Genomic DNA, 13,688 nt, shown 5'->3' on the forward strand with positions numbered 1-13,688 from the left:
CTCCAACAATTCTCTGCATCTGGCCAAACTGCCTGTGATTACCCTGCGTTTTGCCATTCTTTTTGAGAGGACGGGACCTTTTTTGTCGTTTTCTCTGCTGCCCCTACCAGCCAGGAACCAAACGGTAGTTTTCCCAGCCCATATGATACGGCAAATGAAAGAATGGAGCACAAGACGAATGCTACCATACTCCCCCACACGCCCGTGTGAAATAGCTGAAGCTCGCGTAAAAACTTCATCAAGTATGTCAAGATCAGCGCATGAATCAAGTAAGCTCCGTACGAATACTTCCCAAGGAGTCCTAACCAATGTGTCCATTTGGACTGCTTTTTGCTCACCCATAGGCAGAGAGCGTACACAGCCAGTAAGCAAGCCATCGTATAGAGGAACATGGACGGTTTCAAGGATGTCGCTTCGTTTAAATTGATTTGGCCTTGCCCTGATTCACGGAAAAGCTCATAGCCAATGACTGCGTACAGGACACCAACTGAAATGATGATCCAGTACCAGTATCTTTTCAGCATGGCACGAAATGCAGGCAACGTGAAGGCGACCAAACCACCGAACAAAAAGTAATAGAAATAATAGAACGCATTTCGATCACGGTATTTGATGAAATACGTATCAAGCAAATTCATATCGAACCGAAAACCGTGCGCCGGGATGTACCGCGCTGAAAACCACATGAGGCCCCCATAAATCAATCCGGTGACACCAAGAGCGAGAACGAGACGAAAGCGGCTTGTCACGAATCTGCGGAAAAGTTCAAATACTCTTTGCCAAAACGGATACAAAAGATAGAACTGAAAAATCATCACGACGAACCACAGATGATACGAGGATGTCCCTGTCAGGAAATTTTTGCTTACATTCCAAACGAACGCTGCTCCCTCACCCAAAGGCTTCTCCATCAAGTAAAGATAGACCACCGACCATATTCCATATGGGACCAAAATCTCGGTTATCCGTTTACGCGTGAAGGAAATATAGTTCACTTTTTCAGCGTAGTTGTAAAACAAAACAAGACCCGTGATGAAAATGAATGCTGGTACCGCGAATTTTAGCAAATGAAACAACATTCCGTAGATGATCGACACCTGCTCTGTCAGACCCGGCTCACGGATGTACACACCAATGACATGCTGATAAACCACAGCCAAGAATGCAAAGGCCCGGATCAGATCCAACTCACCAATTCGTTCTTTTCGAGCCATAACCAAATACCAGATCCTTCCTGTTCTTGCGAAAAAAAGTGCTACCTTCCATCTTACCGACCAAAAGTCAGTCTGGCAAGCCTCAAATCAAAAAGACTGATACCCTTTGGAGCAGTATCAGTCACTACTATCCACCTTGATCCGAAGATAGATCCGCTAGACTTCGAATCGGCCAAATCAGACTTTGTACCCCACGTGAATACAGTGCTAAATGTGGAGAATCCGTGAGTGGGATCGACAGGTTTTCGGTCATGGCATTTTCACGAATATGAAAGGCTGTCTCCTGTAGCTCCCATGGCTCGTGTACTACATCCGCAAACATCAATTGCTTCGTTCTGCTACACCTGCAAAAGAGCGTGTATCGCTCTGTTAGCCAATGCACCAGCGTTCCCTCTTTGGCCAAAAATTTGTCACTGAGAGGCTGGTAGCTGCCTTCGAACGAGGGTGACTGAGGTAGACCAGATAGTCGTCGAGAGGTAAAATCGATCTCATCCCCTTGGCGTTGAAAAGCCATTTGGGCCTGATAATACGGCAGCCGGTACCAAAATTTTGCAATCTTGATCACTAAAGGATTCGACGCATCCAGAGAAAGAAAATACACACCCGTCTTCCCTTTCCCCTTCACATACGTTCTAACATTGATTTCAGGAAAAGTCGTCGTGAATGGTACGGATGGCATCCTACGCAGACGCACGCCACTCAGCAAAAACGGGATAATACTGATCCAAGCCATGTTATTGTAGGTATCGAGTTCAAGTCCTGCTGGAATCAGTGCTCGAATAGACGCTGGGGAAATTGCCCAATGTAAAAAAAGAAGATGCTCCCACGTCTGCGTCATGGTCCATCCGTTATACTGTGCGGGCGACTTGATTTGGATGATCTTTTGTTCGATACGAATCCCTCCCATTCGTACGTCGATCAAGCGATTCTAACTGGAAGAGGATGAATGATAGGCAAGGGGTACTTTCGTCACTTTGCTCGTCATCTCATCGAGTGAGACGAGATCCGCAGCGGTCACTTCACGAAGAGACGTTTTCCCCAGCGCGAGGATGGCAATTTCCATCTCATCCACAAACGAAAGAAAAAAGTTAGTCAAGTATTTCGCGGCTGATTCGGGGTCGAATTTGTTTTTCAAGCTTCCTGGATAGGTGGTTAGCTCTGTCGGTGGTTCCCACGGTATGGCTTTTGTCACCTGATCATGAGTCATCGCCCACAAAACAGCCGTCCCCATAAAGATGCCGTCTGCTCCCAAAGCAATCGCTTTCAAGCACTCCCCCGGGGTATTATATCCGCCCCCGGACAATAAGGTAATCCGTTCTTTTACACCTTTTTTCTTCAAATAGCGCACAGCGCGGGTCAGCGCATAAATCGTCGGCAAACCGAAATCATCCTCCAGAATGGGAGGTCCTCCTTTTGTCCCCGCTTGTCCGCCATCAATACTGATAAAATCTACACCGGCTTGGATGACAATCTCCAGGTCTTTTTCAAGAATGGCACTAGCACAGATTTTGACGCCGATCGGAACGCCGTCTGTTATGGTGCGCAGCTTGTCTACAAGCTTCTTTAGATCCTCCGGCTTTGTTACTTCCGGATGCCGCGAAGGAATGACGATCATTTCTTCATCCTGAACCCCCATGATTTCAGCAGCTCTTCCCTTGATATATTCAGCGGGGATAAAGCTCGCGGCAGCTGCAGTCGCCCCCTGCCCAAAATGGATTTCGATGGCGTCCGCCTGTCGCAAAATTTCCGGCTCCTTTGCCCACTTTCCCGAGTTGTATTGGAGAATCAGATGTTTGGCGAATTTCCTTTCTTCCGGCAGTAATGGACCTTCACCTGTATTCGTCAAACTCCCCACGGCGGCCGTTCCTTTGGCAATCGCGATTTTCACATCCTCACTTACACCGATACCGTATCCCATGGCCCCTGCCATGAGCGGAATGTCCAAAGTTAACGGCTTTTTTGCCATGGGTCCAATCGTGATTTTCATATCCACTTCTGTATCCTCACCCGAAGGCATCTTCGCCAGCTGTGCAGGCGAAAATATCAAGCTATCGAAGTTCAAGAACTTGCGTGGACTTCCGAAAGGACGCTCGATAGCTTGTCCTGTAGCTGCTCGCAAGCTGTTCTCCAGGACGTAACGTGGACTGACTTTGGTCATTGCAGAGACCATCTCAAAAATATTTTCCGGATAGCGGTCTGACATAATGCGCTTCATAAACTTGGCGAGCACCCACTGGGTAAGAGGACGAAAAAGACAGATCAAAAGCAGTCCCACCACGATGAGTGCTACCATTGATCCTACAAAGGAGCCGATCAAAAACGGAATCCAGTTGCCCGCCATCCTCTTTCTCCTTCCTACTGTCAGAGCGCTGCTATTACTTACTCGGGTTGTGAGATAGGAAAATTTTGCCCCAATCCTTCCACTTTTATCCGATGCCGCCCTGACGCTGAAGGAACAAAAAAACGTCCAAATTAACTGGACGTTTTCGAGCCAAGCCTTCTCCACAAATAAAAATAACAGGACGTCAGCACAAGCACGACAGCAATTGTCATGAGAGTGTCAAATCGCATGAGATCCTCCTTTTCTTTTCATTGGTACAAATTTACCGTATGTCAAGCAGCGCCAAAGCCATTCTGCCGGACCAAACTGATAGTTGGCAAGCCACCAGCGACTAACGAAGATTTGCACAGTGAAGATTACCAAGCTAAACACCAATCCGAGAGCCAACGCAGGCGTTCCGTAAAAATGTCCAACACGCACAACCAACACGGCGATGATGGTTTGGCTCAAATAGTTGCTTAACGCCATTCTGCCGACCGGTTCGAAATGCTTTAGCATGCGCTTGCCGCTCTCTTTCCGATAAAGAAGCAGCAGTGATGTGATGTAAAAAGCGCATAGACTAAGACCGCTCCATGTAACAAATGTTTGAACGGTGATCCAGATTGAGGCAGGAAATTTTACAACGCCAAACTGAACAAGAGGAATCATTGGTACAAGCACAACACTCAGGCCCAGTGCGAGCCACCAAACGCGGCGGATGGCTGGAATAAAATCTTCCGTCCTCTCGAATACTCCCCGCTTGGCTGCCAAGAATCCGAATAAAAAGAGAGGAAATACCGATAGAATGACAAAAAACTCAAAGGAAAGAACGAGCGGAATTTCGTAACCAACCCGGAATTGCAACCACTCGATCATCGACCCATTGGTATAAGCATCGATAGCTTTTGGAATGAGCAGTGATTGATCTGGTATAGGAACGAGCTCCTCAGGAACGGTCAGAATCAGAGCAGAGAGGGCCTGCATACCAACCAAAAGCGTCCACGCCCATCTCTTGATCGTACTTTCTTGCCTGTGGTAAAACAGCAACAAAAGAAAACCAGCTAAGGCGTACGTATGAAGAATGTCTCCGTACCAGAAGAAAACAAGATGGGCCATCCCCACAATCAGCAGCACGAATAATCTGCGAGTAAACAGACTCCGATAAGGCAACTGTTTGCTCTCGGCGCGATGCATAAACAGAAAAAAACCTACCCCAAACAAAAACGAAAAGATGGTGTAGAACTTCGCCTGTACAAACATGTTAAACAAAAGCCGTATCCAACTATCCATTTCCGAATGGGTATTGACCATCCCTGCATCTGGCAAGAACATGATGGGATATAAAAATGACGGCATATTCACCAGCACAATCCCCAGAAGAGCAAAGCCTCTAATCCCATCTAGCTGTCGAATGCGCTCACCTTCCGCTACAGGTGCTACTTTCACGTCAATGAACCTCCTCAACTGCTGCTTAAGCTTTAACACTTTTAATACGGATGAACCTCGGAAAAAGTAACAAATGCTTCTTCCACAACAAAGAGAGCTTCGCAAAAACGAAGCCCTCTCTACATGCTGCCTTATTTTGATGGGGAAGTTGTTGTTGTTCCTGTTCCTGTGCGGTTTGTCCTTTTCCGAAGGTCGAGCAGAACACCGACAAAACCAGCAAATATCGCTGGCATGATCCAACCGGCACCTTCCTTATAAAACGGAAGGACACCCAAAATATCGTTCCAGCCCTGATTAAAAAACGTAAGATTCATCAAATCCACGACACCAAAGACCGTCACAACTGCGACAGTCGTCATATACACAGACGAATGCGCAGGTATCCAGCGCTCTAGCAGCGCCAGCAAAATGAGTACGATAGCAATCGGGTAAATAGCTCCCAGAATGGGGACAGATACACTTAAAATCTCCGATAGTCCCAGGTTTGCAACACCCATACTCAGGACACAGAGAATAATCGCCCATCCTTTGTAAGACAAACCTTTGAATCGTCCATGAAAGTATTGGCTGCAAGAAGTTACGAGTCCAATTGATACACAGAGGCACGCAACGGTAAAGATGACACCAAGAATCAGCGTACCGCTTGTCCCAAATAGCTGCCTCATGATTGCTGTCAGGAGTAGCCCGCCATTCTCCGGTCTTCCTAAAGAGGCACCGGATGAACCCAGCAATCCCAAAACGACATAGATGAATGTCAGCAACATGCCTGCTCCGAGACCTGCTTTGATCATATTCGCTGACAGTTGCTTCTTGTCCTCAATTCCCTTGCTCCGCAGTGTATTGGCGATCACGATTCCAAATACGAGTGCAGCCAAAGCATCCATCGTTAAATACCCGTCCAGAAAACCTTGCACAACCGGATTGGTGGCATATTTTCCTGCTGGTACCCCCGTTGGACCGAGTGGTGTGAATAAGCTCTTGATGTAGATCAATGCAATCATTGTCAATAGTGTAGGCGTCAATATTTTCCCAAAACGATCAATCAATTTGGAAGGAGTCAGACTGAACCAAAAGACAATGCCAAAAAATACAAGCGTATAGAAGAAAAGACTCCAGGTGGAATCAGCGGCTTGTGCCGGCAAAAACGGCGCCATTCCCATCTCGTAAGCGAGACTGCCTGCACGCGGGATGGCAAGTGCGGGTCCAATCGACACATAAATCAAAATAGGAAAAATAAGAGCAAAGCTTGGATGAACACGACTTGCCAATTGGTAAAAGCTCCCTGCCTTTGCGATAGCAATCACACCAAGAATAGGAAGACCAACAGCAGATAGTACAAAGCCTGCAATCGACAGCCAAACAAGGGAACCAGCCTCTTGACCCAGATAGGGTGGAAAAATAAGGTTTCCTGCACCAAAAAACATCGAAAACAGCATAAAACTGACCAGCAGCATCTCTTTCTTAGACAAGGTTATCATCGACGTGTATATTACCTCCCATCTTATTGAGAGGCATTCTATCAACTTTTGCGCTCCTTCGCTAGTAGCAACGCCATAGTTGTAATTGAAAGATTTTTCACACTTCATTCGTAATAGAAAAAAGAGGAAACCACCTGCCCATATCTTACCGTTTGAGCAACCTCGACAAGTGGTCTTCCTCTTATCGTTTTCGCATGGAAACAATTCGTTTGTAAAAGGTCTTATCCTCCAGCTTTTGAAAGAGAGAAAGAGAAGGACGGAAATTGGCCTCAATAATCCACGGTTTGCCATCCACATCAATCCCTAAGTCCAAACCGATCTCCCGGAGTGTCGGATAGGCTCTTCCCAATCGATTCGCTACCGCCGTAGCTATCATGCGGATATCACGCAAGAGGTGCGGGCCTGCTTCGATATTGGACAGCTTGATTGCCGTCTGGATAGGCAAGACTTTTCCGCGGCTGCGAGCCACATTTGTCACGACATAGCCCGGACCTGCTAGCTTTGCACACCACCCTGTTATCACCCAAGGCTCCTTGTTGTTCCTGCGCTGGATCATGACACGCACATCAAAAGGCTTGCCGTTGATTCTACCGAGTGGGATACGTGGCTGGAGCAGGTATGTTTTTGGTCGAAACAGCGATTCCACGTATCGGATCGTGGCCTCCTTCCCCTCTACGAGACGCTGACGACTCCCGCTGTGGACCAAATACTTCTCTTCTCCACGTGCCGTTACTTGAATAATTCCTGCCCCACCGCCGCCTCCCGAAGGCTTCAGCATCACGTGTGTAAACGCTTCTGCATACTGCCATAGCTCTTCAGGAGAGTACACGCGGGTTTTGGGCAAATACTCCTGCAAAAGTTCGTCTTTAACCAAGTGCTTATGCTTGCCCCATTTTCCAACGTTTGGCGGTTTTATGGCAGTGTCTCTCCATTCTTTATCAGATGATGCTCCTCTATTTTCGTGATACGATTCTGTCCGTCCACAAACACGACCTTGGGAACGAGCTGTTCGACCTCGGATTCATCGTACATGCCCATACTCAAAATGATGACAAGATCTCCTGGCGAGAATAAGTGGGCAGGCGGACCGTTCAGACAGATGACTCCGCTACCCGACGCTCCGGGTAATGCGTATGTTTTCCAGCGCGTGGCATTCCGCAAACTGGTTATTTGCACGATTTCATAAGGCTTGATATCTGCCGCATCCATGAGAGCAACGTCAATTGTGATACTCCCCACGTAATCCAGTTCGGCCTGCGTAACTGTCGCCCTGTGAATTTTGCCTTTGCACATGTGTCGCTGCATAAGCGGTTCACTCCTTTCCAAACCGATGACATTAGTCTATGTCCGATGGATTGTCCAGGAAACCTCCTGCGAAAGGAAAGTTAGGGGGTATGATACGCAGCGCGCAAATCGACTCCATAGGTGCGGCATAATTGGCTGAGTTCTTTTGTCAGATTCGGATCGAACGGGATACCTTTTTCCAAACGTTCTTGCTTTTTTCGGCTCTCGATCTCCCCAGGAATGAAAATTTCGGATACACCTTCTTTCGTAGGTATGCTTTTCACCTCACGAATGTAGGCATCCATATTGGCACAAAAATCGGGGAGTGGCATAAATCGTTCAATATCCACTGTCAAGAATAGATGTCCAACATTTTGTGGATCGTCCCAATTGTCATACAGACTTTTTACATGTGGCCCTGTCGCAGCACCCGTGAGCAGCCCACACAAGATATCGATGAACATCGCCAATCCATAACCCTTTGCTCCCCCGATCGGCAAAAGTGAGCCTAGCAAGGCTTGTGTGGGATCAGTCGTTTCATTCCCATTGGGGTCGATGGCCCAATCCGCAGGAATGGATTCTCCTTTTTTAACGGCTAAGGCGATTTTTCCTCTGGCAGCGACACTTGTAGCCATATCTAGCAAAAAGGATGGTTCTTTCCCTGCCGGTATCCCCACTGCAATCGGATTCGTTCCGAAAAAAGGGCGAATCCCTCCTGTTGGCGCCATGGCTTCGGGGGCATTGGAAAGGACCAGAAGAATCCTCCCTTCTGTTATCGCTCGTTCTGCATAGTACGAACAGGAGCCAAAATGGTTGGAATGACGAACACCTACTGCCCCGATTCCCATTTGCTGCGACAACTTGATCGCTTCCTCCAATGCCGCAACCCCGACGACCGCACCCAGTTGGTTTTTGCCGTCTACCAGTGCTGTTGCTCCTTCCTGTTTCCATACCACTGGTTCATCATTCAATTCAATCAAGCCTGCTTCGATTCGTTGGATATAGATCGGCAGCCTCGCTAAACCATGGGATTCGATGCCGCGCAAATCAGCATGGACGAGTGATTCTGCGACAAGCCTTGCGTGCTTATGTTTGGCACCTGCCTGTACAAGCACTTCTGTTACGACTCGCTCCAAACGCTTCCAATGAAAGAGTGCAGGGTGCATCTTCTCTTTTTCCCCTCCTTCACCGTTGTTCTGTACTTCGCCTGCTTCCTGATCTGAATATAGATATGTCGCCTGCTGATTGACCGCTACAGGCATTGACCCAGTTCAAGGGACGCCGACAGAAAAAGGAGCTCCCGGAATTGGGGCTCCTTTTTTGCGTGTTCCTATTCATAATTGGCTAGTACCGTAATGATCTGGTCCTGCATCTTGGTAAACAACTCTTCATCCTCGACATACCCATTGAACATAATCGATACGATGAGCTTCTCTTTGCCTTTGGTCGTGATATAGCCCGACAGCGTGTTCACACCTGTCATCGAACCTGTTTTCGCATGAAGATTATTCGCCGCGGGTGTGTCCTTCAAGCGGCTTTTCAGTGTCCCATCTATTCCCGCTATGGGCAAAGATTCATCATAAGCGGCAAAATTCGATTCCGTGGTCATCCCCTCAAGTACAGATGCGATCTGCCGAGCAGAAATAAGATTGTAGCGGGTCAAGCCTGAGCCATCCATCATGTCGAAGGTGGTATTCCCGCCGAGCGAAGCTACGGTTTCCTGAACGACCTCTGCACCTTTGGCTGCACTCCCTATCCCTTTCCTTGCAGCTCCGAGCGTCTTGAGGAGCATTTCTGCGTAGTAATTGTCACTTCGTTTATTGAGATACTGTACGATTTCCTTTAGAGGCAGTGACTCAAATTGTGTCCATTTCACTGCTGCTGGAGGAACTGGCTGAATCAGCACTTCGCTTTTCGGAGCAAACGCAATTCCTTCTTGCTCCAGCGTTTCTTTCAGCACGGTCCCTACGTACTTGGCTGGTTCTTCCACAGGTACTCTCTCGTAATCCCCTTCATGATCAAGCGGGAGGTTCCCTGACAGTCGAATGGTATTTGTTCCACGATCACGCAAAATAGCAAATGTATTTTCCTCGCCTTTTTGTACGGTCCTGGCTTCATTGATCACTTGCACATAAGCCGTTTTGGGAAGTACGTTGATTTTCACTGGTTCTCCAGCATCGTTAGCGGGCTTGAATTCGATCATGACCGTCCCGCGGTTCATGGCAAGAGCCCCTATGGTCGGGTTGTAATAGTAGCTCTCGTCATCCCATGCCCAGCCGAGGCCAAGCCGTTGTTGGTCAAAGTAGCTGTCATCCATCACGAGGTTCCCATTGATACGCGTGATTCCTTGTTGCTTAAGCCATCCTGCTATTTTTTCAATCGACACACCTTCCTGCACTTTTAGCGCATTCTCTGTGTGCAAGGTAGGGTCACCGTATCCTTTCACATACAGATTGCCTTGTTGTATGCCTGTAGAGGTGATCGGGGCGTCTCCGTACACTTCCGTTTTGAATACGTAATCCGAACCAAACTGGTTCAACGCCGTGGCAGTCGTCAGCAGCTTCAGATTCGAAGCAGGGGTAAGCAGTGTGTCCGCATCCCGTTCGTATAAAACAGGGTCACCTGTTGAATCCAACGATTTGATCATAACTCCGGCCGTTACCCCTGCTGCTTCCGGGGTATCTAGGATGGGATCGATCATAGCAGAGAGTGGGTACGTCTTTTTCTCTGGAGGGCTGAATCTTTCCGGTGCTTCGATATCCGGGTAGCTTGTTAACAAAATTCCGATTCGATCCTGCAGCTCCCTTGCATACTTCGATTTATAAATGCCGTTGATCAAAATCGAAAAAGCGAGCTTATGACCATTTTTTGCCGTTACATAACCCGACATGGTATTGACTCCGCTTAATGAGCCTGTCTTTGCTACCAGGTTCTTTTCCGCACTGGTTCCTTTCATGCGGTTTTTCAAGGTGCCGTCTACTCCTGCGATTGGGAGTGATTTTTCCAATTCCGTTCGATATTCTTGCTCCTGCAAAAAGATGAGTGTTTCGATTATCTGTTCCGGAGTGATCATATTAAATCTCGATAACCCCGAGCCATCTACCTGACGGAAGCCTGACTCAATGCCAGCTCGCTTCATCACGTCTGCTACCGCCTCACTGCCTGCCTCAAAGCTCCCCTCAACTTTCTGGGTAACGCCCAGTGTCTTTACTAGCATCTCCGCATAGAAGTTGTCACTATCCTTGTTGAGCTCCACCGTGATCTCACCCAACGGTTTGGACAAGTGGGTATAGAGCGGTACTCCGCTTTGCAGCACGGTTTTTTTCACTTCTGTCTTCGGATATAAGGCAATCCCTTGTTTCAGCAACTGATCCTTCCATAGATCGCCCACATACAAAGCCGGGTCTTCCATCGTGACATCTTCAGCATAAGGAGCTGCTTGCATCCCAATCGTACCGGATACGATGATTTCATTTTTTCCGCGCGGACGCTCAATGAGCACATTGCTCTCCTTGCCCGCTGTCGTTTTCAACTGGTTTGTGACTGTTATGTATGTAGTAGCTGGGTTCATGGTCAGGACGGGGGCATCGTTCACCGTTTTTCCAGGGGTTGCGGTTAGAGTCGCAACGTTTTTATTTACGGCTAATCCACTGATCTGGGCGCTGTACCCATACGGTTCATCATCCCACATCCAGCTCGTACCCAATCTGGTCTCATCGAAATAGCTGTCATCCAGAAGCAGATTTCCATTGATTCGCTTGATCCCCAAATCTTTGATGGCTTTTGCCATTTGCTGCAAATCCTCTGGCTTCAGACTAGGGTCCCCATAGCCTTTTAAAATCAGATCTCCTTGCAAAACTCCACCGTTATTTACCTTTCCTGAAACAAACACCTCGGTCTTCCACTGATAGTCTGGCCCTAGTTTATCCAGACCTGCAATTGTCGTAAACAGCTTCATGTTGGAGGCCGGGATAAAATTACGTTTGGCATTGTGCGTGTATACGTACTTTTTGTCGGTTAGATCGTAGACCGCGATTCCAGCGTACATTCCCTTGCTATTCTCATCGTTTTTCAAATCGGCGAGGAATTTTTCTATGCTGAGTGCAAGAGGACTAGAAGAAGCGGCCTCTTCCTTGGCTAGCGCAGGCGAAGCTGCTACCTGCAACAAGAGAGCCAACACGAAAATCCACGTACCGACACGTCGAAAAGCAAATAAATGATTCATGATAACCTCCTTGTCATAGTCTGGGCGATTTCCACCAACAAATCACAGTATGCCATCATGATAGCACGTATTCTATTTATTCGGAATATTACCATTATACTAAAAGTCTACAGGCATGAAGGATAGCCATTCCGTTCATACTACCTTCAAAACTTCTTTCGTTTGGAGGAAATGGTTTCATGTTCTATCGATTGCTCCTCTGTCTGTCCCTTCTCTGCGCCTTTTCATTCCCCGTCCATGCCCAAACCGACATCGGGCGGCTACAAGTAGATCCCTCCCCCTATTCTTCCCTTGCGGAGCTCGTCAAAAAGTGCGACTTAATCGTCATCGCGCAGGTAGACAGTACCCATCGGGCGCATCCCACGGGACGCAACATTCCCCAAGGCAAGATCGTGAACTACACACAAAGACTCCAGGTAAAAAAGGCCATAAAAGGCACAGCATCCAGACGAGTAACTGTGCTAAGCACTGGCGTAGAGCCGCTTCCCGATGCCTCCAGTCCGCTCAACCTGCAGTATCCTGGGCCGCTGGCGGAAGGGAATTATTTATTATTTTTACGAAAAGTGAGCGGATCACAGATGTACAGTACAGCAGGTCTCTGGCAAGGCGTTTATCCAATCTATCAAGGAAAAACCATTGCTCTTTCCAATCTTGGCTTTACCGAGTTGAATCAGCTATCACAAGAACAAGTCATCCGAAAAATAACGGCGATATCCCGCTAATGAAATTGCAAAAAACCGCTCTCGTTAACGAGCGGTTTTTTGACGTTACCATCATGTGCTGTCAGTTGCGCATCACGTAGATGAAAATCACCATAGACACAGCACAAGCGAGTACACTGAGAATAAACCCCCAGATCACCCATTTGCTATTCGTCTTGTTTATGTGTTTGTCGTCCATGGAAACTTCTCCTCATTCAAGCATTCACCTTCTATTATAAGGTTGTTTGGCAGGAAAGGGAAACCGTTATTATGGTGAAAACTGTTAAAGACCTTCTCTCGTAAGACGACGAATCCCCAGCGCACAACCGCTCGTCACGAAAAGTACACACATGACTACAAACGCCCCCAGCTCTCCTAGCGTCAAACTCTCTTGACTGAGCACGCCCATGCCAATCGTTAAAAGTGACTGAGGAAATAACATCCCGAGCCCCGACACATACAAGCCCAACCCTACAAAAACAGAGCAAACACTAATGCCGACAGGTACAGCAAAGCTCGGTATCCGCGTGGAAAGCCAAAGCTGGAAGGCGATGATGGTGAGCGAAGCCAGCCAGCCCCGCATGATCCATCCGAACACTTCCAGAGGAAACGTAAAATGTGTGTGCAGTCCAGCCATGAAACCTGCACAAATATACAGCACAAAGAAGAAAAGCTGCACAATAAAAAGGAGAACACCAACTACCACCAGCTTCGCGAAAAAAATCGTTGGAATTGATACAGGCGCTGTCAGGATTACATTCCAGCTACGATTTACATGCTCCAGTCTGCACACAAACGAACAGCAGATCGCGATGAGAATGGGCAAGAAAAATTCTCCGTAGAACAAACTCACCTGCGTCCACAGGCTGTACCAGCCATTTTGCAGAATCGCTTGGTTCATCCAGTAGTTCGCAAAGCCGATCAGCGTACTGAAAACAGGTAGCACAAGCAAAACGAGCCATATACGAGAACGGCGAAGTTTTACCCATTCTGCTCCCAAACATCTGAATATCATGCAAG

General features: G+C 47.7%; 11 protein-coding genes. 1 reads left to right on the plus strand and 10 read right to left on the minus strand.

The window, feature by feature from the left end; all coding sequences use genetic code 11:
• Positions 1 to 38: 38 nt before the first annotated feature.
• The 9 genes from M3630_RS01735 to dacB form a co-directional block, all read right to left on the minus strand.
• Entirely contained in the window at positions 39 to 1,214 is a 1,176-nt protein-coding gene (locus tag M3630_RS01735; protein WP_251251014.1) for an acyltransferase, read from the minus strand.
• Positions 1,215 to 1,341: 127 nt separating this feature from the next.
• Positions 1,342 to 2,136, minus strand: coding sequence for a YqjF family protein (locus M3630_RS01740; protein ID WP_251251015.1), 795 nt, complete (start codon positions 2,134 to 2,136; stop codon positions 1,342 to 1,344).
• A 6-nt stretch (positions 2,137 to 2,142) separates the two neighbouring features.
• Positions 2,143 to 3,555, minus strand: coding sequence for an FMN-binding glutamate synthase family protein (locus tag M3630_RS01745; RefSeq protein WP_251251016.1), 1,413 nt, complete (start codon positions 3,553 to 3,555; stop codon positions 2,143 to 2,145).
• 219 nt (positions 3,556 to 3,774) lie between these two features.
• Positions 3,775 to 4,980, minus strand: coding sequence for a DUF418 domain-containing protein (locus M3630_RS31090; RefSeq protein WP_251251017.1), 1,206 nt, complete (start codon positions 4,978 to 4,980; stop codon positions 3,775 to 3,777).
• Between the two features lie 131 nt (positions 4,981 to 5,111).
• Entirely contained in the window at positions 5,112 to 6,458 is a 1,347-nt protein-coding gene (gene brnQ / locus M3630_RS01755; RefSeq protein ID WP_251251018.1) for a branched-chain amino acid transport system II carrier protein, read from the minus strand.
• Positions 6,459 to 6,639: 181 nt separating this feature from the next.
• On the minus strand, positions 6,640 to 7,332 hold the full coding sequence (locus M3630_RS01760; protein WP_217366845.1) for a YheC/YheD family protein: 693 nt from the start codon (positions 7,330 to 7,332) through the stop codon (positions 6,640 to 6,642).
• Between the two features lie 38 nt (positions 7,333 to 7,370).
• Positions 7,371 to 7,763 (minus strand): aspartate 1-decarboxylase, encoded by a 393-nt coding sequence (panD, locus tag M3630_RS01765; RefSeq protein ID WP_173607726.1) that lies wholly within the window; start codon positions 7,761 to 7,763, stop codon positions 7,371 to 7,373.
• A gap of 80 nt (positions 7,764 to 7,843) precedes the next feature.
• Positions 7,844 to 8,908: an Ldh family oxidoreductase gene (locus M3630_RS01770; RefSeq protein WP_251251019.1), complete on the minus strand. Its 1,065-nt coding sequence runs from the start codon at positions 8,906 to 8,908 to the stop codon at positions 7,844 to 7,846.
• 164 nt (positions 8,909 to 9,072) lie between these two features.
• Positions 9,073 to 11,967, minus strand: a complete 2,895-nt coding sequence (gene dacB, locus M3630_RS01775) for a D-alanyl-D-alanine carboxypeptidase/D-alanyl-D-alanine endopeptidase (protein WP_251251020.1) — start codon at positions 11,965 to 11,967, stop codon at positions 9,073 to 9,075.
• 179 nt (positions 11,968 to 12,146) lie between these two features.
• Between dacB and M3630_RS01780 the strand changes: the two genes are divergently transcribed.
• Positions 12,147 to 12,689 (plus strand): hypothetical protein, encoded by a 543-nt coding sequence (locus M3630_RS01780; protein WP_251251021.1) that lies wholly within the window; start codon positions 12,147 to 12,149, stop codon positions 12,687 to 12,689.
• Positions 12,690 to 12,951: 262 nt separating this feature from the next.
• On the opposite strand, the gene M3630_RS01785 is transcribed toward M3630_RS01780, so the two are convergent.
• Positions 12,952 to 13,683: an ABC transporter permease gene (locus M3630_RS01785; RefSeq protein WP_251251022.1), complete on the minus strand. Its 732-nt coding sequence runs from the start codon at positions 13,681 to 13,683 to the stop codon at positions 12,952 to 12,954.
• Between the last annotated feature and the right edge of the window lie 5 nt (positions 13,684 to 13,688).

Origin of the sequence: Brevibacillus sp. MER 51 (assembly GCF_023714195.1) — a bacterium.
Classification (GTDB): domain Bacteria; phylum Bacillota; class Bacilli; order Brevibacillales; family Brevibacillaceae; genus Brevibacillus.